Here is a 23,357-nt window from a genome sequence, read left to right on the forward strand (position 1 = left end):
CGGGGCGCCGGACAGGCTTCAGGGCGGGTTTCCGCGGGTCGTGCTACTTGATGCCGAGGGTGTCGCACTTGGCCTTGAACTTGGCGGTGCAGATCTCGTCGGCGGTGTAGATGCCGTCCTTGATGACCGTGTCGTTGATGTTGTCCTTGGTCAGCGAGACGACCGGGACGAGGACCGACGGGATGCCCTTGGTGGTGGCACTGTCGAGCTTCGTCTTGGCGATGGAGTCCAGGGACTCGCCCTTCGCGACGGCGACGGCCATCTCGGCGGCGATCGCGGCCTCGGTCGGGTACGGCTTGTAGACGCTCATGAACTGCTCACCGGCGACGATGCGCTGCACACCGGCGAGTTCGGCGTCCTGGCCGGTGACCGGCGGGAGCGGGCTGATGCCGGCGGCCTTGAGGGCGGTGATGATGCCGCCCGCCATGCCGTCGTTGGCGGAGTAGACGCCGACGATCTTGTCCTTGCCCAGGGCCGAGATCGCGCCCTCCATGTTGGCGTTCGCGTTCTCCGGCTTCCACTCCTTGGTGTCGTACTCCTTGCCGATGGTCACCTTGCCGTCGAGGACGGACTTGGCACCCGACTTGAAGAGGGCGGCGTTCGGGTCGGTGATCGCGCCGTTCATCATCACGATGTCACCGTCCTTCGCCTTCGGGCCCAGCTCGTCCAGGAGCGCCTGGCCCTGGACGCGGCCGACCTCTTCGTTGTCGAAGGAGACGTAGCCGTCGATGTCGCCCTCGGCGAGGCGGTCGAAGGCGATGACCGGGATGCCCGCGTCCTTGGCCTTCTTGATGGAGCCCGTGATGGCCTTGGAGTCGACGGCGTCCACGATCAGCGCGTCGACCTTGTTGGTGACCATCGTGTCGGCCTGCTGGTTCTGCGTCGACGCGTCCTGCTTGGCGTTGGCGTAGACGACCTTGCCCTTGCCGTCGGTCAGCTCACTGACGCGCTTCTCTATCAGCGGCTTGTCGAACTTCTCGTAGCGCGCGGTCTGGTTCTCGGGCAGGAGCAGGCCGATGGTCAGCGAGCCGTCCGACTTCTTGGACGACTCCTTCGCCGAGTCACCGGACTCCTTGGCGCTTCCACAGGCGGCGAGCGAGACGGCCATCGCGGTGGCAGCGGCGGCCACGGCAGCACGTCGGAGATGTGCGTTCACTTCAGAAACCTCCCTGACGAGGCCGCGACGTTGCGGCCGAGGTGGCTGGAAGTCAACTCCGCTGCGGACTCAGCGTCAAGGAGTAAATCCTTAACGAGATGACAACGGTGCCATTCGTTATCTAAGTGAAGACAGCCGAGCCGACGGGCAGAGTGCTCTCCAGCAGGGTCGAATCGCCCATTTCGCTCAGTACGAGAGCGAGTGCGCCGAGCACCTCGGCGCGCCCGCCGAGGGCTCCGGGAAGCACCGAGAGCTGCCTGGCGGCACTGGGGATCGCGTACCGGGAGACGGACTCCCTGATCGGCGCGAGCACCAGCTCACCGGCCTCGGCCAGATCGCCGCCGAGCACCACCCGGCTGGGGTTCAGCAGATTGCAGAGATTGGCGACGCCGCTGCCGATGTGGCGCCCGACGTCGGCGATCACCCGGCGGCAGCCCGGGTCGCCCTCCCTGGCCAGCTGCACGACGCGCTCCATGGTCAGATCGCGGCCGTGGCTGGACCTGAGCAGCGGCAGCACGTAGCGGGCCGCCGTGAAGGTCTCCATGCAGCCCCGGTTGCCGCAGCGGCAGACGGGGCCCGACTCGTCGAGCGTGATGTGCCCGATCTCACCCGCCGTACCGCCCGGTCCCCGGTAGATCTGGCCGTCTATGACCAGACCGGCGCCGACACCGCTGGCGACCTTGATGTAGGCGAGGTCCTTCACGCCCCGGCCGCTCCCCCAGACCAGCTCGCCGAGGGCGCCCAGGTTGGCGTCGTTGTCGACGTACACCGGCACGCCGAGCCGGCCCGCCATCTCCTCGCGGGGGTTGATCCCCGTCCACCCAGGCAGGATCGAGGTGGAGCCGAGCGTGCCCGAGACGACGTCGATGGGACCCGGCACCCCGAGCCCCACGCCGATGACCTTCTGGCGGCCGATCCCGGTGGCCTCGATCAGCCTCTCCACCAGCTCCTCGGCCCGGCCGAAGCCGTACGCCGACGAGGCGTCCACGTCGAGCGGTTCGGACTCCTCGGCGAGCACCTGGTGGGCCAGGTTGCCGACCGCCACCCGCAGATGCGTATGGCCGAAGTCCACGCCGATGACGATGCCGGCGTCGCCGCTGAGCGAGACGCTGCGGGCCCGGCGGCCCCCCGCCGAGGTGGGTGTCACCTCAACGGTGCCGCCCTCCCTCAGCTCGCGGACGATGTTGGAGACCGTGGCCGCCGACAGTCCGGTGCTCCGGGCGATCTCCGCCTGGGTGAGCGAGCCCGCCATGCGCACCGCGCGCACGACCCGCTCCAGATTCGCCCGGTGCAGAGACGACTGCGACCCTGGAGTCTCCACAACTGATCCACTCCTGCCCTTGGCAGGCGGCACGACCACCGCCCCCGGCCGGGGTCGCGCCTATGAAACCCCGACGTTTCTCCAACTTGTGAACTCTAAGCTCAGCCTTTCGGGTCGCTTCCCGTCAAGACCTTGAGCAGTGCCGACCTCGGATGAGCACCGTACTTACGCATCTGACCTGCGAACATCGCCGTTTTGTCGATTTCAGGCCACTGCCGGTGGCGAAAAACGCCCCCTCGGCTCGGGATGGTTACCGAACGAACCCCCTCCGGAACGACCCGGAACACCGCGAACCGCCCCCCGGCGAGAGGCCGGAGGGCGGTTCGGAGGAGATACGGAACGGTGGGCGGACCCGGCTACTTGAGCGCGCCCGCCGTCAGGCCGGCGACGACCTGGCGCTGGAAGATTATGTAGGCGGCCAGCACCGGCAGCATCGCCATCACCAGTCCGGCGAACAGCCCGGAGTAGTCACCCTTGTAACCCTGGCTGACCGCGAGTTGCACCAGGCCCTGCGAGAGCACCTTCTTGTCCGGGTCGGTGTTGAGCACCGTCGGCAGCATGTACTGGTTCCACTGGCCGAGGAAGTTGAAGATACCCACGCTGATCAGACCCGGCTTGGCCATCGGCAGCATGATCTGGAAGAAGGTCCTGGTGTGCGAGGCGCCGTCGATGATCGCCGCCTCCGCCACCGAACTCGGCAGCGTCCTGAAGAAGGACGACAGGAAGAACACCGTGAACGGCAGCGAGTAGGCGATGTACACCAGGATCAGACCGTGCGTGGTGTTCAGCAGCCCCATGTTGTTCATGACGAAGAACAGCGGGACCAGCGCCAGGATGATCGGGAAGCTCATCCCTCCGATGAAGAGGAAATAGATGAAGCGGTTCCCGGGGAAATCGAAGCGCGCCAGCACGTACGCGGCCATCGAGCCGAGCACCAGCGTGCCGATCAGCGAACCCCCCACCACCACGATGGTGTTGAAGAAGTAGTCGCTCATGTGGGCCTGGCTCCAGGCCCGCGACCAGTTCTCGAAGTGGAGCTTGTCCGGCAGCGCCCAGGGGGAGCTGAAGATGGAGTTGTCGTCCTTGAAGGAGGACATCACCGCCCACAGCAGCGGCAGGACGACCAGCAGCGCCCAGATGACGAGCACGCCGTGCGAGAAGACATTGAGGACGGTGCCCTCGCGCTTGTCCTTCACCGGCGGGGCGTTCACCTTGGTCACCGGCGCCCGGTCCCGCGGCTCCTCGGGCAGTGCGGCCGGAGGTGTGTCAGTGGTCTTCATCAGAACTCCAGCCGCTCGCGCCGGCCCAGCTTCGTCACGACTGCCGCGAAGGACAGCGTCACCACGAGCAGAGCGACACCGATCGTTGTGGCATAACCGGCCTGGGCGTCCCTGAAGGCCGTTTGGTAGACGTACAGCGGCAGGACCGTCGTCGAGTAGTCGGGTCCGCCACCGCCCGGCCCCACGGTCATGATCTGGACGACCGCGAACGCCTCGGCGCCGAGCGCCAGGATGCCCATGTAGATCCAGCCGGCCTGCACCGTGTCCCAGAGCAGCGGAAGCGTGATCTTGAAGAACGTGGTGAACCGGTCCGCGCCGTCCAGCAGCGCCGCCTCGTAGTAGTCCTTCGGAATGGAGGCCATTCCGGCGGAGAACAGGACGACGAAGAAGCCGACCGTGCTCCAGATCAGGACCGCCATCACGCACCAGAGCGCGAGATCCGGGTCACCCAGCCAGAGCGGCTGGATGCTGTCCAGACCCACCGCGGAGAGCGCCGCGTTGATGGCACCGCTCTCCGGGTTGTAGGCGAACTGGAAAAGCAGGGCGACGATCGCGATGGAAAGCACCTGCGGAAAGAAATACGCGATCTTGTAGAAACCCGAACCACGGACGCCCGTGATCGCGGCGCCTTTCCGTTGCCGTCCGCCGACATTGATCATGAAGGCGAGGAACAGCGCGAGGGCGAGCGTCACCAGCGGCAGCAGCAGCACGAACAACACGCTGTGCTGCAAGGACTTCCAGAAGATGTCGTCCTCGAACATCTTCTTGTAGTTGTCGAAGCCCACCATCTTGAAATCGGAACTCAGCCCCGTCCAGTCCGTGAACGAGTAGTAGATGGACTGGATGAACGGCCATATGACGAAGATCGCGTACAACGCCAAGGGGGCGATCAAAAACCCCACGATGAACCGGTATTTACCGTGCTGCATGGATCCGACCCCGATCTGTGCGCGGATGCCGCCGCTGGTGACGCCTGCTCACTGGTGCTTGTAGTGCTTGATGGACTGGTCCTTCGCGGCGGCATCCGCGTAACCCTGGATCTTCTTGATGGTCTCGGCGGGGGTGGCGCGCCCGGCCATCATCTCGCCGAGGCCGGCGACACCGATCTGCTCCTTCTGGAGCTTGACGTACCAGTCCTGCATACGCGGGTTGACGACGTTCGTCCCCGCCTTGTCCAGGGCGGCGACGGCCGACTTCAGGCCAGGTGTCAGCTCGACGCCGTCGGTGCCGCCGTTGAGGGCGGTCAGCGACTTCACCTGGGAGGTGAAGTTCTTCGACGACTCCTCGCTGAGCATGATGCGCAGCAACTCCATGCCACCCTGCGGGTTCTTGGCCTTCTGCGGCACGATGAAGGGCTCACCGCCGGACGCCCAGAGGGTACCGAACGGCATCTTGTCGGAGGCGTCCATGCTGGACGGCGCGCCGACGGCGAGGTTGAAGTCGGCCGGCATCGTCTTGGCCGCCTCGTTCTCCACCCACGAACCGTTCGGGATGAAGAGCGCCTTGCCCTTCGTCCAGGCGGTCTGCGACTGGATGTGGTCCAGTCCGGGGGTGCCCTGAAGGATGTAGCCCTTCTTGAACAGCTCGTAGTACGCCTCGAAGGCCGTCTTGACCGCCGGGTCCTTCCAGGCGTTCGGCTCCAGGTTGTCGATCTTGTCGAGGACCTCGACGCCACCGATCTTGGCGATCAGCGGGTAGAGCGAGAACGGGATGTAGTACGGGTGCTTGCCCGCGTACGTCCAGCCCGCGATGCCCTTCTTCTTCGCCTTGGCGCAGAGCGCCAGCATGTCGTCCCACGTCTCGGGGTACGTCGCGTCGAGGTTCTCCAGCGCCTTCTGCGAGTACCAGACGCCGTACACCGTGTAGGCGTAGTACATGATCCAGACGGGGTCGCCGTCGAACTGGCCCATCTCGACGATGCCGGGGCGCAGGGTGTCGCGCACCTTCTTCGCCGGGTCGTCGTACGACGGGGCGTCCATCAGCGCCGTGAGGTCGGTGAGCTGCTTCTTGCCCACCAGCACGCCCATGTCCATCTGCTCGGCGCCGGAGTTGTCGATCAGGTCCGGCGGGGTGCCGCCGTTGAACCTCGGCTGGAGCGTGGACTGGATCTTCTCGGTCGCGGCGTGCTTGACCTTGGGGGCCTTCGGGAAGGCCGCGTTGTACCGCTTCTCCGCGTCGATGGCGTACTGCTCGCCGAAGCCGCCGTTGAAGATGACGACATCGAGCTGCGCCGTCTCGTTGGCTCCGAGGGGGTTCTTCGCCGAGGTCTTGCCCTTCTCGACCTTGTCCTCGGTGCCGCTGTCGCTGCTCGCGCAGGACGCCAGGAAACTCATGGTCGGGACGGTGATCAGGCCGATCGCGGCCGAACGCTTGATCAGATCACGACGGCCAAGGCCCTCATTGCTGTGAGCGGAGGTGGATCCCATGCTCAAGTCCTCGCCTTCTCCAGGACTCAGGCGGTGTACCGGTCGCCCGTCCTTCTCGCCTGAGGCAGAAGGGCCCCGCCACCGCGGTCAAATGAAGCTGGTCGTTCAGGATTGTGGTGCTGATTGCCGTGCTTCGTGTCGAGCGTGTTGTTGAGCGTCGTACGAACTGCGTGATGTGTGCGCTGTGATGCCTGTCGCGTGACGTGTGATGCGTGATTACAGCAGGGACGGCCTGAATGGTTGGCGGCGGGGTGCGTCACGGCGTCGCGGCACCCAACCGTCCCCCGTCTCCTGGTCCTTCACCGTTCGAAACCTGGCGAGGCGGACGCCGACAGGTATAGTCCACTTCAGGTGGAGTGAGCAAGATCGAAAGCAGGTTTGGGCGGGAGTCTTTCCCTAGTTGAGACCTGGAGCGGGTTTCAGAAGGCCCGCGCGGCATCCGTACGGATCTCGCCGCTTTTTCCGGATCGCGCACGGCGCGATATCCGGGCCCCTCGCGCGCTCTCGCCATGGGCAGTTGTGCGCCCATTCCACGGAACACTCACGGACAATGGCCGGTTCTTGTCATCTCACACCGGCAACACCCTTGACACCTTGCCTCTCTTGTACCACTACTTAACCGGCGCATGACTTTTGACAACGTTGTCCATCATGCTTCCGCAGAAGGAAGGCTCGGGATGCAGCGCACACCCAGACCCCGGCTCACACAGTGCCGCAACGCCGCCCTGGTGGCCGCCGCTTCACTGCTCGTCGTCACCGCACACTCGTCGGCCGTGGCACAGCCCGCCAAGGCGGCGGCCCCCAAGGGCACGTTCGCGTCCTCCTTCGAAGAGGACGATACGCAGCCGAATTGGCGCAATACGGTTGATACCGGACCCGATGGAGAGAAGCGATCCTCGGGCGTGAACGGCGAGTTCAACGCCGGCATCCCGGGCAATGTCACCGACCGCGTCGTGGAACTGCGCGCCAGCGACGAGAACGCGAACGGCGGCGAAGGCAAGGAGAACCTGGTCGACATCCAGTCGAGCACCAAGTGGCTGGCCTTCGAGCCGACCGCCTGGATCGAGTTCGACCTGGACGCGCCGGTCAAGGTGTCGACCTACGCGCTGACGTCGGCGAACGACCATGCCGAGCGCGATCCGAAGGAGTGGACGCTCAAGGGATCGACCGACGGCAAGGACTGGAAGACCCTCGACACCCGAGTGGACCAGACCTTCGGCGAACGATTCCAGACAAAGTCGTACGACTTCGACAATTCGACCGAGTACGCGCACTATCGGCTGGACATCACCAAGAACAACGGCGCGGGCGACGCCACCCAGCTCGCCGACGTCCAGTTCTCCGACGGTGACACCAGCACGCCGCCGCCCGCCGACATGCGCAGCCAGATCGACAGCGGTCCCGGCGGCTCGCCCACGGCCAAGTCCAACGCCGGTTTCACCGGCAAGCGCGCGCTGGAGTACGCCGGTTCGCACCAGGCGGACGGCCGGGGCTACTCGTACAACAAGGTCTTCGACGTCAACACGGCCGTGCGCCCCGACACGGAGCTGTCGTACAAGGTCTATCCGTCGATGACGGAGACGGACCTCAACTACCCGGCCACCAACGTCTCGGTGGACCTCGCCTTCACCGACGGCAGCTATCTGAGCGATCTCAAGGCCCTCGACTCGCACGGCGGCCTGATGACCCCTCAGGGCCAGGGCGAGGCCAAGCGGTTGTACGTCAACCAGTGGAACGCGGTCGCGTCCCGGATCGGCTCCGTCGCCGCCGGCAAGACGGTGGACCGGATACTCGTGGCGTACGACTCCCCCAAGGGCCCGGCGAAGTTCCAGGGCTGGGTGGACGACATCGCGCTCGCGGTGAAGGCGCCCGAGAAGCGTCTCGCGCATCTCTCGGACTACGCGTCGACCACACGCGGCACCAACTCCAGCGGTTCCTTCTCGCGCGGCAACACCTTCCCGGCCACGGCCGTGCCGCACGGCTTCAACTTCTGGACCCCGGTGACCGACGCGGGGTCGACGAGCTGGCTGTACGAGTACTCGCGCCGCAACAACGACGCCAATCTGCCCGCGCTGGAGGCGCTGTCGGCGAGCCATGAGCCGAGCCCCTGGATGGGCGACCGGCAGACCTTCCAGCTGATGCCGTCGACGGCCGCGGGCACCCCGGACGCGTCGCGCAAGGCGCGCGCGCTGCCGTACCGCCACGAGAACGAGATCGCCAAGCCGCACTACTACGGCGTGACGTTCGAGAACGGCCTCAAGGCGGAGATCACCCCCACCGACCACGCGGCGGCGATGCGGTTCACCTATCCCGGTGACGACGCGAGCCTCGTGCTCGACAACGTCAACAACAACGGCGGTCTGACCATCGACGCCGCGAACCGGTCCTTCACCGGCTACTCCGACGTGCGCAGCGGTGGATCGGCGGGCGCCACACGGCTGTTCGTGTACGGCGTCCTCGACGCGGCGGTCAAGGACAGCGGCAAGCTGCCGGGCGGCGGCGGCAAGGACGTCACCGGATTCCTGCGCCTCGACGCGGGCCAGGACCGCACCGTCAACCTGCGGATCGCGACCTCGCTGATCAGCGTCGACCAGGCGAAGAAGAACCTGGCGGACGAACTGCCCGCCGACCTCGGCTTCGACCGGGTGAAGAAGGACGCGCAGCGCGCCTGGGACGACATCCTGGGGAAGGTGGAGGTCGAGGGCGCGAACAAGGACCAGCTCACGACGCTGTACTCCAGCCTCTACCGGCTCTACCTGTATCCCAACTCCGGCTTCGAGAACACGGGGACGAAGAAGAAGCCGAGGCAGCAGTACGCGAGCCCCTTCGTACCGAAGATGGGCACGGACTCCCCGACGCACACGGGCGCGAAGATCGTCACGGGCGAGGTGTACGTCAACAACGGCTTCTGGGACACCTACCGGACGACGTGGCCCGCGTACTCCTTCCTGACCCCGAAGAAGGCCGGGGAGATGGTGGACGGCTTCGTCCAGCAGTACAAGGACGGCGGCTGGATCTCCCGCTGGTCCTCCCCCGGCTACGCGGACCTGATGACCGGCACCAGTTCGGACGTGGCCTTCGCGGACGCGTATGTGAAGGGTGTCGACTTCGACGCGAAGGCGGCGTACGACGCGGCGCTGAAGAACGCGAGCGTCGTGCCGCCGAGCGCCGGCGTGGGCCGCAAGGGGATGGAGACGTCGCCGTTCCTCGGCTACGCCTCCACCGAGACCCATGAGGGCCTGTCCTGGTCGCTGGAGGGCTACCTCAACGACTACGGCATAGCGAAGATGGGCGAGAAGCTCTACCGGGAGACGGGCGAGAAGCGGTACAAGGACGAGTCCGCGTACTTCCTCAACCGCGCCCAGAGCTATGTCACGCTCTTCGACAAGGAGGCGGACTTCTTCCAGGGCCGCGACCTGAAGGGCGACTGGCGGGTCCCGAGCGACGAGTTCGACCCGCGGGTGTGGGGTTACGACTACACCGAGACCAACGCGTGGGGCTACTCCTTCACCGCGGCGCAGGACTCCCGCGGCCTCGCCAATCTGTACGGCGGGCGCGCGGGGCTCGGGACGAAGCTCGACGAGTACTTCGCGACGCCGGAGACCGCGGCGCCGGAGTTCACGGGGTCCTACGGCGGCGTCATCCACGAGATGACGGAGGCGCGGGACGTCCGGATGGGCATGTACGGCCACTCGAACCAGGTCGCGCACCACGCCACGTACATGTACAACGCGGCCTCCCAGCCCTGGAAGACGCAGGAGAAGGTCCGCGAGGTGCTGGGCCGCCTCTACACCGGCAGCGAGATCGGGCAGGGCTACCACGGCGACGAGGACAACGGCGAGCAGTCGGCCTGGTACCTCTTCTCCGCGATGGGCTTCTACCCGCTGGTGATGGGCAGCGGGGAGTACGCGGTGGGCTCGCCGCTCTTCACGAAGACGACGGTGCACCTGGAGAACGGGAAGAAGCTCGTCGTCTCGGCCCCGAAGAACAGCGACAAGAACGTCTACGTGCAGGGTCTGAAGGTCAACGGCAAGGCGTGGAACTCCACCGCGCTGCCGCACGATGTCCTCGCCGAGGGCGGCACGCTGGAGTTCGACATGGGCGCCAAGCCCTCGACGTGGGGCTCGGGCAAGGACGCGGCGCCGGTGTCGATCGCGAAGGACGACAAGGTGCCGTCGCCCCGCACGGACGCGCTGTCCGGCTCGGGCGCGCTCTTCGACAACACGTCGAAGACGTCGGGCGCGGCGGGCGGTCCGGTGGAGCTGCCGGTGCCGTCGGCGACGAAGGCGGTCCAGTACACGCTGACGTCGTCGAAGGCCGATGTCGCGCCGCACGCCTGGGAGTTGCAGGGCTCGGCGGACGGCAAGACCTGGCAGACCCTGGACAAGCGGTCGGGCCAGTCCTTCAAGTGGGACCAGCAGACACGGGCGTTCACGGTGGCGACACCGGGGTCGTACGCGAAGTACCGCCTGGTGACGAAGGGTGAGGCGGAGCTGTCGGAGGTGGAGCTGCTGCGGTAGCGGACGGCTGCTCAGGGGACGCTCCGCTCATCGGGCGCTCCGCTCAGGGGACGGGCCTCGGCGTTGGACGCCGGGGCCCGTCCCGCTGTTCAGCCTCCGCCGGGGAGGTCCCGCTCCCCGCGAGCAGTCGGCCACGGCCTCCTGATGCTGGATTCGGATGGTTACCTACCCGGGGTCGAGTCCGGATGTCCGGGGGGCTTCTGCCGGGTGGTGGCCGGTGTGCTCTCGCCGCTCAGGGTGTGGTGGCGGTAGTCGCGGGGAGGGAGGCCGAAGGTGGCACGGAAGGTACGGGAGAAGACCGCGGGGTCGGTGAAGCCGCAGCGGGCGGCGATGTGGTGGATGGGGGTGGCGCGCTGGGCGGGGTCGGTCAGCAGCCGGCGGGCCCGTTCGAGGCGCTGTTCGCGGATCCAGGCGGCGAGGGTGGTGGGGTGGCCCAGGGTGCGGAAGACGCTGTGGACATGGCTGACGGAGATGTGGTGGGCGGCGGCGAGGGTGCGGGGGTTGAGGTCCGGGTCGTGAAGGTGGTGGCGGATGAATTCCTGGAGCCGTATCGCGAGGGTGCGGGTGCGGGTCTCCAGGGGAAGTTCGTCGTCGGCGTCCAAGTGGTGGGCGAGCGTCGCGGCGAGCAGGTCGGCCACGACCGGCTCCAGCCGGGGCCCGTCCGACGGGCGGAAGGAGCCGATGTCCTGCCTGCTCAGCCGGAGCAGCGTCCCGGCGAGCAGCGCGCCCGGACCTTCCCGGCCGGATAACCGGCGGGTCACCAGTTTGCGCACTTTGTTGTCGGGAAGCGGCACGAGCCGTCTCGGGACATCGAGCCCCACCGCGGTGATCTCTCCGTTGGCACAGTCGAAGGGATCCGAGGAACTGATCACATACATTTCCCACGGACCGTAGACACCGCTCTGATCTCTCTGGCTGATTCCGATTCCGCCGTTCAGCGGAAGCGTCAGATGATAGGTATCGGGATCGGACTGCCGGATCAACTTGGAAGTCCGTACGAAGCTCATGGGCTCGAAGCTGGTGGGCCACACGCTCACCTCGCCCAGGCTGCGCAGGCTCATCTCCGCTGCGAACGCTTCGGATTGTTCGGCGGACATGTCCATCGGAGCCATGGCTTTCGCCATCTGTTCCTGCCACATGTCGAATCTGTCCTCCGGAGCGACATCTGCAGTCCGGAACACCGTTTCGATCATCGAAGTCCTCCACACTCGACGCGACTCTGTCCCGCTCGAGACGGACGGCTTCGCGGACTCGGTTTCGCCCGGGGGGCGATACGGCTTGATGAGCACCGGCGAGGCCGATTCCTTACGAGGGCGGTCGCCGGCCGGGGCACCGCGCGCCGCTGCCGTCGTGGGTCCGGCAGGACGTGCACGCATCGTCAAGACAGTGGCGATCGAGCGTCAAGGACGCGCGGACCCGCGCCGCATAGCTTCTCGGTGTCGGCGGAATTCGCCCACCACATAAGGAGAAACACAAATGAGCTATGCGGCCCTTTCTTGCCCGAAGCCTCCGGCCTCCTTCCTCGGGGGGATATGACATGCCGGCCATAGAGTTCAGTCATGTGAAGCACGGTTCGACCGATCCGTGTGTCAAGACCTTCCAGCAGGCCCTGATAGCCAAGGGTCACAAAATCCCTTCCGGTCCCACCGGCCTGTACGGGAACGAGACCAAGGCCGCCTGCTCCGCGTTCCAGCGGGCGCAGGGTTGGAGTGGAAGCGACGCGGACGGGGCCCCCGGGCCGGAGACGTTCGCTCGGCTCAAGCTGACCGACGGCGGGCACGGGAGCGGCGGTTCGGGACGTGTCTCGTCCCCCGTGCCCGGTTACGGCATCAACAAGGGCAACCCCTACGGGCGGCGCAGTTCCAGCTACGCGGCCGGTTACCACACCGGTGACGACTATCCGGCGCCCACCGGGACGGACGTGGTCGCGGTGCGCGCGGGCACCATCGCCGAGTCGACCGCCAACGGCGGCTCGTACGGAAACATGATCGTCCTGCGGGCCGACAACAACCGCGACTACTGCTACTGCCACCTCTCCAAGCGCGGTGTCCAGAAGGGTGCCAAGGTCAAGGCCGGCCAGAAGCTGGGCGAAGTCGGCGCGACCGGCAACACCACCGGACCTCACCTGCACTTCGAGGACCGTCCTCGCGGCGGCGCCTACGGCAACGATCGCAAGCCGTCCTGGTGACGACAGACGCAGACCGGAGGAACTCATGGCCGCACCGCTGTCCGCAGCTTCCCTCCTCACTGCCCTGCGCGCCGAGGGCGTGAAGGTCGTCGAGGTCGGCGACTGGCGGACCCACAACCGCAACCACAAGGGGCCGTGGGGCCCCGTCCACGGTGTGATGATCCACCACACCGTCACCACCGGCACGCAGCCGTCCGTCGCGCTCTGCCGTGACGGTTACAGCGCACTGCCCGGACCGCTGTGTCACGGAGTCATCGCCAAGGACGGCACCGTCCATCTCGTCGGACACGGCCGCGCCAACCACGCCGGTGGCGGTGACCCGCTGGTCCTCAAGCACGTCATCGCCGAGGACTACGACGACCGGCCGCCCCGGCCCACCGTCGGCAACGCCGACGGAGTCGACGGCAATGTCCACTTCTACGGCTTCGAGTGCGTCAACCTCGGAAACGGCACCGACCCCTGGCCGACCGCTCAGCTCGCCGCCGTCGAACGCGTCGGCGCCGCGGTCTGCCGTGTCCACCGGTGGAGCGCGAAGAGCGTCATCGGCCATCTCGAATGGTCGGACGACAAGATCGACCCCAAGGGCTTCGGCATGCCGGGCATGCGCGAACGCATCGCCCAGCGGCTGAAGACCCAACCGCCCAGGAGGTGACCTGCGGGAATTCTGTCCTGACCCTCGGGGTCGCGGGCGGGAGCGCCCGCGGCCACCGACGAGGGGCCGCACCCCACGCGTGAAGGCGCGTGGGGTGCGGCCCCTTGTCAACTTCCCTGTGCCGGAAGGCTACTTGCGGATCAGGCTGCGCAGCACGTACTGCATGATGCCGCCGTTGCGGTAGTAGTCCGCCTCGCCCGGGGTGTCGATGCGGACCACCGCGTCGAACTCCACGCCCGTGTCCGTCGTGACCTTGACCGTCGCCGGTGTCGTGCCGTCGTTCAGCGCGGTGACGCCCGTGAAGGTGAACGTCTCCTCGCCCGTCAGGCCGTACGACAGGGCCGAACCGCCCTCCGGGTACTGGAGCGGCAGCACGCCCATGCCGATCAGGTTCGAGCGGTGGATGCGCTCGTACGACTCGGCGATGACCGCCTTGACGCCCAGCAGCGCCGTGCCCTTCGCGGCCCAGTCGCGGGACGAGCCCGAGCCGTACTCCTTGCCCGCGAGGACGACCAGCGGGGTGCCGGCGGCCTGGTAGTTCTGCGAGGCGTCGTAGATGAAGGAGACCGGGGCGTCCGCCACCGTGAAGTCGCGGGTGTAGCCGCCCTCCGTGCCCGGCGCGATCTGGTTGCGCAGGCGGATGTTGGCGAACGTGCCGCGGATCATGACCTCGTGGTTGCCGCGGCGCGAGCCGTAGGAGTTGAAGTCACGGCGCTCGACGCCGTGCTCCGTCAGATACTTGCCCGCCGGGGTGTCGGCCTTGATCGCGCCGGCCGGGGAGATGTGGTCGGTGGTGACCGAGTCGCCCAGCATGGCGAGGACGCGCGCGCCGGTGATGTCGGCGACCGGGGTCGTCTCCATCGTCATGCCCTCGAAGTACGGGGGCTTGCGTACGTAGGTCGACTGCGGGTCCCACTCGAAGGTGTTGCCCGTGGGGATCGACAGCGCCTGCCACTGGGCGTCGCCCGCGAAGACGTCCTGGTAGGACTTGTTGAACATGTCCTCGCCGATGGCGGAGGCGACGACCTCGTTGACCTCGGCCTCGGTCGGCCAGATGTCTTCGAGGTGGACGGCCTTGCCCTCCTGGTCGACGCCGATCGCGTCGCGCGTGATGTCCACCTTCATGGAGCCGGCGATCGCGTAGGCCACAACCAGCGGCGGGGACGCCAGGTAGTTCATCTTGACGTCGGGGTTGATCCGGCCCTCGAAGTTGCGGTTGCCGGAGAGCACCGCGGCGACGGCCAGGTCGTTCTCGTTGATCGCCCTGGAGATCTCCTCGTCCAGCGGACCGGAGTTGCCGATGCAGGTCGTGCAGCCGTAACCGACCAGGTTGAAGCCGAGCTTGTCGAGGTACGGCGTGAGGTTGGCCTTGTCGAAGTAGTCCGTGACGACCTTCGAGCCCGGCGCCAGGGTCGTCTTGACCCAGGGCTTACGGGTGAGGCCCTTCTCGACGGCCTTCTTGGCGACGAGCGCGGCGGCGACCATCACGTACGGGTTCGAGGTGTTGGTGCACGAGGTGATCGCGGCGACGGTGACGGCGCCGTGGTCGATCTCGTACGTCGAACCGTCCGGGGTGGTGACCAGGGTCGGGCGGGTCGGTACACCGTTGGCGGAGGCCGGCGAGTCGGAGGCCGGGAAGGACTCCTTGCCCGCCTCCTCGTCGTCCGTCACGTAGTTGCGCACGTCGAGCGCGAACTGCTGCTTGGCGTTGGCGAGGACGATGCGGTCCTGCGGGCGCTTCGGGCCGGCGATGGAGGGGACGACCGTGGCGAGGTCCAGCTCCAGCTTCTCGGAGAAGTCGGGCTCGGCGGCCGGGTCGAGCCAGAGGCCCTGCTCCTTGGCGTACGCCTCGACGAGCGCGACCTGCTGCTCGTCACGGCCGGTCAGGCGCAGGTACTTCAGCGTCTCGTCGTCGATCGGGAAGATCGCGGCGGTGGAGCCGAACTCCGGCGACATGTTGCCGATGGTGGCGCGGTTGGCGAGCGACGTGGCGCCGACGCCCTCGCCGTAGAACTCGACGAACTTGCCGACCACGCCGTGCTTGCGCAGCATCTCGGTGATCGTGAGGACCAGGTCGGTGGCGGTGGTGCCCGGGGTCAGCTCGCCGGTCAGCTTGAAGCCGACGACGCGCGGGATGAGCATCGAGACGGGCTGGCCGAGCATCGCCGCCTCGGCCTCGATGCCGCCGACGCCCCAGCCGAGCACGCCGAGGCCGTTGACCATGGTGGTGTGCGAGTCGGTGCCGACGAGGGTGTCGGGGTACGCCTGGCCGCCGCGGACCATGACGGTGCGGGCCAGGTGCTCGATGTTGACCTGGTGGACGATGCCGGTGCCGGGCGGGACGACCTTGAACTCGTCGAACGCGGTCTGGCCCCAGCGCAGGAACTGGTAACGCTCCTTGTTGCGGCCGTACTCCAGCTCCACGTTCTGCGCGAAGGACTCCGGCGTACCGAACTTGTCGGCGATGACGGAGTGGTCGATGACCAGCTCGGCCGGCGCCAGCGGGTTGATCTTCGCCGGGTCACCGCCCAGCTCCTTGACGGCCTCCCGCATGGTGGCGAGGTCCACGACGCAGGGCACGCCGGTGAAGTCCTGCATGATCACGCGGGCGGGGGTGAACTGGATCTCCTGGCTCGGCTGAGCCTGGGAGTCCCACCCGCCGATCGAACGGATGTGGTCGGCGGTGATGTTCGCGCCGTCCTCGGTACGGAGCAGGTTCTCCAGCAGCACCTTCAGGCTGTAAGGGAGGCGCGCTGAGCCCTCGACCTTGTCCAGCCTGAAGATCTCGTACGACTCGTCGCCCACGCGCAGCGTGCTGCGGGCGTCGAAGCTGTTCGCCGACACGACAGTCTCCTTCATGAATGTGCGCGTACTACCGCGCCGCGACGCATGTGCGGCTGACGCCGCGCGGTGCCGCCAACGGGCTGCTCGCCGATCCGCTAAGGTAAGGCTTAGTTAGGCTCGCCTTACTGCCTGGCGGCTGCGGTACGCCTTCGGCAGATATCTCGATGTCGAGATAACTCTAGTACATGACCGCTGCGAGGTCATGCCCGGGCGCGGTTGTTCGCCGGTCCGATCCCGCCGAAGGGACGATGTGGCCGCCCCTTGAGGGACGACATGACCGGCCCTTCCCGTCCGGCCTCCGGGCCGGGCCCGTCCGGGGTGGTTAGGCTGCCGCCGCCACGGAACGGCGATGCCATGGAGGGCGATGTCATGGAGGGCGGTGTCATGGAGGGCGGTGTCATGGATGACGACTCCCGGACCAGGACCGCGATCGAGGAGCACTGGCGGGCTTCGGAGCGCGGGGACATCGAAGCCGAGCACGCCCTCTACGCCGCGGACGCGATCCTGGACTACCCGCAGTCCGGTGAGCGGTTCCGGGGGCGCGCGGCGATCTCCGCGCAGCGTGGCGGGCATCCGGCCGACCGGCACTTCACCGTGCGGCGGATCACCGGCCAGGCGCGGCTCTGGGTGAGCGAGTGCGTCATCACCTACGACGGGGTCCCCTCGTACTCGGTGAGCATCATGGAATTCGCCGACCAGTCGTTCGCCGACCGGTTGGTGGTGCACGAGACGCAGTACTTCGCCGATCCCTTCGGCGCGGCGCCCTCGCGGGCCGCGCTCGCGGAGCCGATGCCGGGCCGGACCCTCTGACGGCCGAGCAGACGCTCCCCCGGCCGTGGGCACTGGCGTCCCGCCGGGATCTACCGTGTGCCGCATGGGAGTTGAGGACGACCGGGCACATCTGCCGGCCGAGGTGCGGGGCGCGCTCGGGCGGAGCGTGCCGGGGTCGTGGACGAGGCTGCTGGGCTCGCTCGCGACGGGCGAGGCCGACGCCTACAGCGACATCGACGTCGAATGGGTCGTCCCCGACGGCGCGTTCGCCGGGTGCGTGGCGTCGGCCGAGAGCGTGCTGGACAGGGTGCTGACCGTGGCGGAGGTACGCCAGGACCCGGATCTGCTCCACTCCGACCGGCGCCGGGTGCTGTTCGTACGGTTCGAGCGCGTACCGCTGTTCTGGCGGCTCGACCTGTCGGTGCGGGCCGAATCGGTCGCCGACGACGTGGAGTACGACGCGGCGAACCCGGCCGCGCGGGCCCGCGAGGGCGAATGGTCCCGGCCCGCGAGCGCCCTGGCCAACGCGCTGGGCGCGGTCAAGGCCGTGGCGAGACAACGCCCCGACGACGCCCGCGCGCTCCTGCGGCGCGGCTTCGACCGGATCGGCGAACCCGACGCGGTCGCGGGGGCGCAGCCGCGCGACATCGCCCGTCTGGCACGTGCGAGCGCCCGCCAGGACCCTCGACTGGCCGCCCTGGCCGAACAGGTGGCGGCGCTGGCGTACGAGCACCGGGGGCGGGGGTCGGGGGCCGGGTGAGGAGGGGTGAACGGGAGGGCACGGGGCGCGGGGCGCTGCTGCTCAGGGCGCGCGCCGCGGTGGCGCACGCGACGGCGTACCGAGGTCTCGCCACGTCGCTGATGCGTGCGCCGGAGGACGAGACGTCGGCGCTGTACGCGGCCCCGCCGGCGTGAGGGCGTCGACCGCGTCCTCGGCTCACCGTGACGGCGCCGGGGCGAGGGTGCTGCCGTTCGCCGTGCCTTCGATCGCGGCCACGTAGACGCGCGCGAGGTCGGCCACGGGGATGCCGGGTGCGGGGTCCATGCCCAGGGCGGCCAGTGTCTCGCGTACCCAACCCGGGCTGACCGCGTTCAGCCGTACGCCGCGCGGCATTTCAACCGCCGCCGCGTGGACGAAGGCCTCAAGTCCGGCGTTGATCAGATGGCCGAGCGAGCTGCCCGGCACGGGCTCGGCGAAGTGGCCGCTGGTGAGGGTGAGCGAGCCGCCGTCGCGTACGTGGGTGAGTGCCCGCCGTACGAGGTTGACCTGGCCGATCAGCTTTCCGTCGAGGCCGGTCCAGAACGTGTCGTCGGACGGCGCGGTCAGCGGGGTCATCGCGCCGCTCGCCGCGCAGCACACGATCGCGTCCACCGGACCGGTCGCTTCGAGGAGGGCGTCGATGGAGGGCGTGTCGGTCAGGTCGACGCGCAGGGGGCCGCTTCGGCGTGACGCGCGCAGGACTTCGTACGAGTCGCTGTGTCCGTTCGGTCCGTTCGGTCCGTTCGGTCCGTTCGGTCCGTTCGGTCCGTCGCGCCCGTCGCGCGCGGACAGCGCGTCGGCGACCGCGCCGCCGATGGTGCCCGTGGCACCGATCACCAGAATCGTCATGGCGCCATGCTGCGACGGGCCGGTGGCCGTAGCCAGCCGTCCGCCGAGCCCACCCCTGACAGGTACAGGCTGGAGTACGGCCTGGACTCGCGCCCGGCCGCGATACTGAAGCGCATGGAGACATACGCGGACCTGGGCGCGTTCCTGCGGTCACGACGGGCGCTGCTCCGGCCGGAGGACACCGGGCTGCCCATGTACGGGGGCAGCCGCCGCCGGGTGCCGGGGCTGCGCCGCGAGGAGTTGGCGCAGCTCGCCGGGGTGAGCGCCGGCTACTACACGCGTCTGGAGCAGGGGCAGAGCCCGAACGCGTCGGACTCCGTGCTCGACGCCGTCGCGCGGGTGCTGCGCCTGGACGACGACGAGCGCGCTCATCTCTACTCGCTGGCCCGCCCCCGGCCGAGGGCGCCGCGCCGGGAGGCGGAGCCCGAGCGGGTGCGGCCGGGCGTACGGAACATGATCCGGTCGTTCCTGGACGTACCCGCCCTGGTGCTCGGGCGCTTCGGCGACATCCTCGACTGGAATCCGGCGGCGCACGCGCTGCTCGCCGGTCATCTCGACATCGGCTCCCCGGACCGGCCCGGGGACCGCCCCAACATCGCCCGGCTGGTGTTCCTCGACCCACACACGCGCGAGCTGTACGGCGACGGCGGTGGCGAAGGTGAGGGCGACGGCGGTGGCGAAGGCGGCTGGACGCGCAAGGCCCGTGCCACCGTCGCCGATCTCCGTCTGATCGCGGGCCGCTTCCCGGACGACCCCGGTCTGACCGGACTCGTGGGCGAACTGACCGTCGCCAGCCCGGAGTTCGCCGAGCTGTGGGCCGCGCACTCGGTGGGCGACTGCGGCACCGACACCCGTACGTACCACCACCCGACGGTCGGGACGATGACGCTCATGGTCGAGTTCATGGTGCTGCCGAACGACGAGGGGCAGCGCGTGGCGGTGTACGGGGCCGAGCCGGGGTCCGCCTCCGAGACCGCGCTGCGGCTCCTCGCTACTTCAGGACGCGGTACTTGAGATGGGTCGCGCCGGGAGTGTCCACCACACGGATCGGTTCGAGGTCGTGCGCACCGAGCCCGAGGTTGTCGAAGAGCCGTAGCCCGGCGCCGAACAGCACGGGGAGTACATGGAGTTGGAGTTCGTCGACGAGCCGGGCCCGCAGATACTGCTGGACGGTGTCGGCGCCCCCGGCGATGTCGACGTTACGGCCGCCGGCGGCGGCCTTGGCCTGGTCGAGCGCGCTGTGGATGCCGTCGGGGACGAAGGTGAAGCTGGTGCCGCCTTCCTTGACGAGAGTGGGCGCGGGGCGGTTGGTCAGCACGAACACCGGGGCGTGGAACGGCGGTTCGTCCCCCCAGAACTCCACCCCGGAGTCGTACATGAGCCGTCCCATCACCACCGAGCCGGTCGCCTCGAACCACTCGCGCATGATCTCGGAGTCGCGGTCGGCCGCACCGCCGTCGAGGCCCGAGCGTTCGCGCCAGCTGGACTGCGCGTGGATCCAGCCGCCGATCCGGTCGGCGCCGCGACCCGCCGGATCGGCGACGCTGTGGCCGGTACCGGCGATATAGCCGTCCAGCGACATGACCATGTCGGCGGTGACGGTGACCGTCATGAGGTGTGCTCCTTCGACGTTCGGTGGTTCGGCTCGTCTGTCGCGAATCGGTCGGGCCATGAATCGGTCGTGAAGGGGTCGGTCCGCGGGCGCTGTTGTCCTGCCAGAGCGCCTCGAACTCCTCGCTGCTTTCCCGCAGTTCGGCGACGAGGGCGAGCAGCCGCGTGTTGTGCGGTTCCCGGCCGGCGGCCAGCCGCAGCGCGTCGGCGAGGGCGTCGATCACCGGGCCGGACGGGCTGCGTTCACGGCCCTGTTCCAGCCGGGCGTAGTAGTCGGCGCTGACCCCGGCCAGGTCGGCGGGGGTCAGCCGGGCGCGCCGGGCCCGTAGGAATTCACCCAGTCCGTCACCGTTCATGGGGCAAATCGTACGTCGCGGGACACTCCCGGCCCGGGTCCAGGGTGTGGCACACCCAGGAAGTCCCGCCCTGCCTCACGGACGGGATCCGGCGCATGCTCCCCGCACCGGCCACGGATCACCGGCCCGGCCCCTGGCCCTCAACACGAACCTGGCGAGCATGCGGTCGTTCGCCGGAGCCGCACGCGAGCGGCACGGACGCAACGCGGGAGTCATGCCGCTGTCGACGCTGGACGCGCTGAGGGTCGAGGAGTGGAACCGCATGATCGACGTCAACATCCGGGGTGTGCCGCACGGCATCGCGGCCGTACCGCCCGTCATGCGTGAGCAGGGCGCCGGGCACATCGTGAACGTCGCCTCCATCTCCGGGCTCCGCGTCGACCCGGCGGCGGCGATCGGCGAGGCGATCGACACGGCGCCCGGCGGCAATCTCGGTGCCGCAGACATGGGTGCGCGCCCACGGGTAACCAGTACTGCCAACAAGGCTCCACCGGGACCGACTTGAGGAGACCACCGTGCCGCTCACCTTCCGTAAGAGTTTCCAGATCCTGCCGGGCGTACGGCTCAACATCAACAAGCGCTCGTGGTCCATCACCAGCGGCGGCAAGAAGGGCCCGAAGCACACCACGAGCAGCACCGGCCGACGGACGACCTCGATGGATCTGCCCGGTCCCTTCGGCTGGCGCAAGACCACGACCAAGCGCCGGGGCCACTGACACGGGCGGGCCCCGGCGCGTTCCCCCGGCGGGGCGAGGCGGGGTCAGGACCGAGGCGTCAGGGACGGTGCCCGAACGGCCGTACCCCGCTCGCCGGGTCGGGCCAGTCGGGCCAGGATGGGCGGTGAGGTGCGCCGCGCGGGGCCCCGGATGGGGCGCCACGAATGGCGCACCCCAACTGCGCTCTCATCTCACATATGAGATAACCTTTCTCCATGGCAGACGACTACCTCGTACGCATCGGCAAGCTCATCCGTGACGCCCGTCAGCACCGGGGCTGGACACAAACACAGCTTGCGGATGCGCTGGCCACCAGCCAGAGCGCCGTGAATCGCATCGAGCGCGGCAACCAGAACATCAGCCTTGAGATGATCGCGCGCATCGGTGAGGCGCTCGACAGTGAGATCGTGTCGCTCGGATACGCCGGGCCGATGCACCTTCGTGTGGTCGGCGGACGCCGGCTCTCCGGCTCCATCGACGTCAAGACGAGCAAGAACGCCTGCGTGGCGCTGCTCTGCGGTTCGCTGCTCAACAAGGGGCGTACGGTCCTGCGGCGGGTGGCCCGTATCGAGGAGGTCTACCGGCTCCTCGAAGTGCTCAACTCCATCGGTGTACGCACCCGTTGGATCAACGACGGCATGGATCTGGAGATCGTGCCGCCGGCGGAGCTGGACATGGCCGCCATGGACGCGGAGGCCGCGCGGCGTACCCGCTCGATCATCATGTTCCTCGGCCCGCTGCTGCACCGTATGGACAACTTCCTGCTGCCGTACGCGGGCGGCTGCGACCTCGGTACGCGCACGATCGAGCCGCACATGATCGCGCTGCGCCGCTTCGGTCTGGACATCACGGCGACCGAGGGGCTGTACCACGCGGTGGTCGACCGCTCGACGTCGCCGGACCGGCCCATCGTGCTGACCGAACGCGGCGACACGGTCACGGAGAACGCGCTGCTGGCCGCCGCCCGGCACGACGGCGTCACCGTCATCCGTAACGCGTCGTCCAACTACATGGTCCAGGACCTGTGCTTCTTCCTGGACGCGCTCGGGGTACGGGTCGAGGGCGTCGGCACCACCACGCTGACCGTGCACGGCGTGCCGAGCATCGACACCGATGTGGACTACTCCCCCTCCGAGGACCCGGTCGAGGCGATGAGCCTGATCGCCGCCGCCGTGGTCACAGAGTCCGAGCTGACGATCCGCCGGGTGCCGATCGAGTTCCTGGAGATCGAGCTGGCGGTACTGGAGGAGATGGGCCTGGACCACGACCTCACGCCGGAGTACCCGGCGGACAACGGCCGTACCCGGCTGGTGGATCTGACCGTACGGCCCTCGAAGCTGGAGTCGCCGATCGACAAGATCCACCCGATGCCCTTCCCGGGGCTGAACATCGACAACGTGCCGTTCTTCGCGGCGATCGCCGCCGTCGCACAGGGCACGACCCTGATCCACGACTGGGTCTACGACAACCGCGCCATCTACCTGACGGACCTCAACCGCCTCGGCGGCCGGCTCCAACTCCTGGACCCGCACCGGGTCCTGGTGGAGGGCCCGACCCGCTGGCGCGCGGCGGAGATGATGTGCCCGCCGGCGCTGCGCCCCGCGGTGGTCGTACTGCTGGCGATGATGGCGGCGGAAGGCACGTCGGTGCTGCGCAACGTCTATGTGATCAACCGGGGTTACGAGGACCTGGCGGAGCGCCTGAACTCGGTGGGCGCGCAGATCGAGATCTTCCGCGACATCTAGAACCGGCGATGCCGTCGTACCCCTTCATGGCCTGCTGTTCGGTGGGTCATGGAGGGGGGTGCGACGGCCGCCGGTGTGACCCGGAGGACACGTGACGCCGACGCGGTCCGTGGGTCGTCGGCGCTAGGCCTGGACCGCTGTTCGGCGCGCAACCCGGTCCGG

General features: G+C 68.2%; 18 protein-coding genes and 2 pseudogenes. 10 read left to right on the top strand and 10 right to left on the bottom strand.

Annotated features, from left to right (window positions below):
• Positions 1-43: 43 nt before the first annotated feature.
• The 5 genes from ACFYNU_RS28560 to ngcE form a co-directional block, all read right to left on the bottom strand.
• Positions 44-1,156, bottom strand: a complete 1,113-nt coding sequence (locus ACFYNU_RS28560) for a substrate-binding domain-containing protein (RefSeq protein WP_356596553.1) — start codon at positions 1,154-1,156, stop codon at positions 44-46.
• 121 nt (positions 1,157-1,277) lie between these two features.
• Positions 1,278-2,477 (bottom strand): ROK family transcriptional regulator, encoded by a 1,200-nt coding sequence (locus ACFYNU_RS28565; protein ID WP_356596555.1) that lies wholly within the window; start codon positions 2,475-2,477, stop codon positions 1,278-1,280.
• A gap of 356 nt (positions 2,478-2,833) precedes the next feature.
• Positions 2,834-3,757, bottom strand: coding sequence for a carbohydrate ABC transporter permease (locus ACFYNU_RS28570; protein ID WP_356596557.1), 924 nt, complete (start codon positions 3,755-3,757; stop codon positions 2,834-2,836).
• Positions 3,757-4,686, bottom strand: a complete 930-nt coding sequence (locus ACFYNU_RS28575) for a sugar ABC transporter permease (protein ID WP_356596559.1) — start codon at positions 4,684-4,686, stop codon at positions 3,757-3,759. Before ACFYNU_RS28575 ends, ACFYNU_RS28570 begins: the two co-directional genes overlap by 1 nt.
• Before the next feature lie 48 nt (positions 4,687-4,734).
• Positions 4,735-6,183, bottom strand: coding sequence for an N-acetylglucosamine/diacetylchitobiose ABC transporter substrate-binding protein (gene ngcE, locus ACFYNU_RS28580; protein WP_356596561.1), 1,449 nt, complete (start codon positions 6,181-6,183; stop codon positions 4,735-4,737).
• A gap of 677 nt (positions 6,184-6,860) precedes the next feature.
• On the opposite strand from ngcE, the gene ACFYNU_RS28585 reads away from it, so the two are divergent.
• Complete coding sequence (locus ACFYNU_RS28585) at positions 6,861-10,703, top strand: GH92 family glycosyl hydrolase (protein WP_356596563.1); 3,843 nt, start codon at positions 6,861-6,863, stop codon at positions 10,701-10,703.
• Between the two features lie 161 nt (positions 10,704-10,864).
• Here ACFYNU_RS28585 and ACFYNU_RS28590 read toward each other — a convergent pair whose 3' ends face one another.
• Positions 10,865-11,896, bottom strand: a complete 1,032-nt coding sequence (locus tag ACFYNU_RS28590; protein WP_356596565.1) for an AraC family transcriptional regulator — start codon at positions 11,894-11,896, stop codon at positions 10,865-10,867.
• A 344-nt stretch (positions 11,897-12,240) separates the two neighbouring features.
• On the opposite strand from ACFYNU_RS28590, the gene ACFYNU_RS28595 reads away from it, so the two are divergent.
• Both ACFYNU_RS28595 and ACFYNU_RS28600 read left to right on the top strand, forming a co-directional pair.
• On the top strand, positions 12,241-12,891 hold the full coding sequence (locus ACFYNU_RS28595) for a peptidoglycan DD-metalloendopeptidase family protein (protein ID WP_356596567.1): 651 nt from the start codon (positions 12,241-12,243) through the stop codon (positions 12,889-12,891).
• 25 nt (positions 12,892-12,916) lie between these two features.
• Positions 12,917-13,531, top strand: a pseudogene (locus ACFYNU_RS28600) (N-acetylmuramoyl-L-alanine amidase); the annotation flags it as partial.
• A gap of 141 nt (positions 13,532-13,672) precedes the next feature.
• On the opposite strand, the gene acnA reads toward ACFYNU_RS28600, so the two are convergent.
• The gene (gene acnA, locus ACFYNU_RS28605) at positions 13,673-16,387 is read right to left on the bottom strand and encodes an aconitate hydratase AcnA (protein WP_356596607.1); all 2,715 of its coding nucleotides are present in this window, start codon (positions 16,385-16,387) and stop codon (positions 13,673-13,675) included.
• Between the two features lie 354 nt (positions 16,388-16,741).
• On the opposite strand from acnA, the gene ACFYNU_RS28610 reads away from it, so the two are divergent.
• The 3 genes from ACFYNU_RS28610 to ACFYNU_RS28620 all read left to right on the top strand — a co-directional run bounded on the left by ACFYNU_RS28610 (position 16,742) and on the right by ACFYNU_RS28620 (position 18,073).
• On the top strand, positions 16,742-17,197 hold the full coding sequence (locus ACFYNU_RS28610) for a nuclear transport factor 2 family protein (RefSeq protein WP_356596569.1): 456 nt from the start codon (positions 16,742-16,744) through the stop codon (positions 17,195-17,197).
• 64 nt (positions 17,198-17,261) lie between these two features.
• Positions 17,262-17,918: a hypothetical protein gene (locus ACFYNU_RS28615; RefSeq protein WP_356596571.1), complete on the top strand. Its 657-nt coding sequence runs from the start codon at positions 17,262-17,264 to the stop codon at positions 17,916-17,918.
• Complete coding sequence (locus ACFYNU_RS28620) at positions 17,915-18,073, top strand: hypothetical protein (RefSeq protein ID WP_356596573.1); 159 nt, start codon at positions 17,915-17,917, stop codon at positions 18,071-18,073. Before ACFYNU_RS28615 ends, ACFYNU_RS28620 begins: the two co-directional genes overlap by 4 nt.
• A gap of 22 nt (positions 18,074-18,095) precedes the next feature.
• Here ACFYNU_RS28620 and ACFYNU_RS28625 read toward each other — a convergent pair whose 3' ends face one another.
• The gene (locus tag ACFYNU_RS28625) at positions 18,096-18,767 is read right to left on the bottom strand and encodes a short chain dehydrogenase (RefSeq protein ID WP_356596575.1); all 672 of its coding nucleotides are present in this window, start codon (positions 18,765-18,767) and stop codon (positions 18,096-18,098) included.
• A 114-nt stretch (positions 18,768-18,881) separates the two neighbouring features.
• Between ACFYNU_RS28625 and ACFYNU_RS28630 the strand changes: the two genes are divergently transcribed.
• The gene (locus tag ACFYNU_RS28630; RefSeq protein WP_356596577.1) at positions 18,882-19,781 is read left to right on the top strand and encodes a helix-turn-helix transcriptional regulator; all 900 of its coding nucleotides are present in this window, start codon (positions 18,882-18,884) and stop codon (positions 19,779-19,781) included.
• Here ACFYNU_RS28630 and ACFYNU_RS28635 read toward each other — a convergent pair.
• A complete protein-coding gene (locus ACFYNU_RS28635) occupies positions 19,759-20,379 on the bottom strand; it encodes a dihydrofolate reductase family protein (RefSeq protein WP_356596579.1) in 621 nt (206 codons plus the stop codon). The genes ACFYNU_RS28630 and ACFYNU_RS28635 overlap by 23 nt on opposite strands.
• Before the next feature lie 124 nt (positions 20,380-20,503).
• Positions 20,504-20,734 (bottom strand): annotated as a pseudogene (locus ACFYNU_RS28640) (helix-turn-helix domain-containing protein); the annotation flags it as partial.
• Positions 20,735-20,894: 160 nt separating this feature from the next.
• Between ACFYNU_RS28640 and ACFYNU_RS28645 the strand changes: the two are divergent.
• The 3 genes from ACFYNU_RS28645 to ACFYNU_RS28655 all read left to right on the top strand — a co-directional run bounded on the left by ACFYNU_RS28645 (position 20,895) and on the right by ACFYNU_RS28655 (position 23,195).
• A complete protein-coding gene (locus ACFYNU_RS28645; protein WP_388767586.1) occupies positions 20,895-21,239 on the top strand; it encodes an SDR family oxidoreductase in 345 nt (114 codons plus the stop codon).
• A 10-nt stretch (positions 21,240-21,249) separates the two neighbouring features.
• A complete protein-coding gene (locus ACFYNU_RS28650) occupies positions 21,250-21,450 on the top strand; it encodes a DUF4236 domain-containing protein (RefSeq protein WP_356596581.1) in 201 nt (66 codons plus the stop codon).
• A 215-nt stretch (positions 21,451-21,665) separates the two neighbouring features.
• Positions 21,666-23,195, top strand: coding sequence for a UDP-N-acetylglucosamine 1-carboxyvinyltransferase (locus tag ACFYNU_RS28655; protein ID WP_356596583.1), 1,530 nt, complete (start codon positions 21,666-21,668; stop codon positions 23,193-23,195).
• Positions 23,196-23,357: the final 162 nt, after the last annotated feature.

It is taken from the genome of Streptomyces sp. NPDC006643 (genome assembly GCF_042870175.1).
Classification (GTDB): Bacteria; Actinomycetota; Actinomycetes; order Streptomycetales; family Streptomycetaceae; genus Streptomyces.

Coding starts and splice junctions, on each gene's coding strand:
- ACFYNU_RS28570 (WP_356596557.1), bottom strand. CDS start 3,757: ATGAAGACCACTGACACACCTCCGGCCGCACTGCCCGAGGAGCCGCGG.
- ACFYNU_RS28575 (WP_356596559.1), bottom strand. CDS start 4,686: ATGCAGCACGGTAAATACCGGTTCATCGTGGGGTTTTTGATCGCCCCC.
- ngcE (WP_356596561.1), bottom strand. CDS start 6,183: ATGGGATCCACCTCCGCTCACAGCAATGAGGGCCTTGGCCGTCGTGAT.
- ACFYNU_RS28585 (WP_356596563.1), top strand. CDS start 6,861: ATGCAGCGCACACCCAGACCCCGGCTCACACAGTGCCGCAACGCCGCC.
- ACFYNU_RS28590 (WP_356596565.1), bottom strand. CDS start 11,896: ATGATCGAAACGGTGTTCCGGACTGCAGATGTCGCTCCGGAGGACAGA.
- ACFYNU_RS28595 (WP_356596567.1), top strand. CDS start 12,241: ATGCCGGCCATAGAGTTCAGTCATGTGAAGCACGGTTCGACCGATCCG.
- ACFYNU_RS28610 (WP_356596569.1), top strand. CDS start 16,742: ATGGAGGGCGATGTCATGGAGGGCGGTGTCATGGAGGGCGGTGTCATG.
- ACFYNU_RS28615 (WP_356596571.1), top strand. CDS start 17,262: ATGGGAGTTGAGGACGACCGGGCACATCTGCCGGCCGAGGTGCGGGGC.
- ACFYNU_RS28625 (WP_356596575.1), bottom strand. CDS start 18,767: ATGACGATTCTGGTGATCGGTGCCACGGGCACCATCGGCGGCGCGGTC.
- ACFYNU_RS28630 (WP_356596577.1), top strand. CDS start 18,882: ATGGAGACATACGCGGACCTGGGCGCGTTCCTGCGGTCACGACGGGCG.
- ACFYNU_RS28635 (WP_356596579.1), bottom strand. CDS start 20,379: ATGACGGTCACCGTCACCGCCGACATGGTCATGTCGCTGGACGGCTAT.
- ACFYNU_RS28645 (WP_388767586.1), top strand. CDS start 20,895: ATGCGGTCGTTCGCCGGAGCCGCACGCGAGCGGCACGGACGCAACGCG.
- ACFYNU_RS28655 (WP_356596583.1), top strand. CDS start 21,666: ATGGCAGACGACTACCTCGTACGCATCGGCAAGCTCATCCGTGACGCC.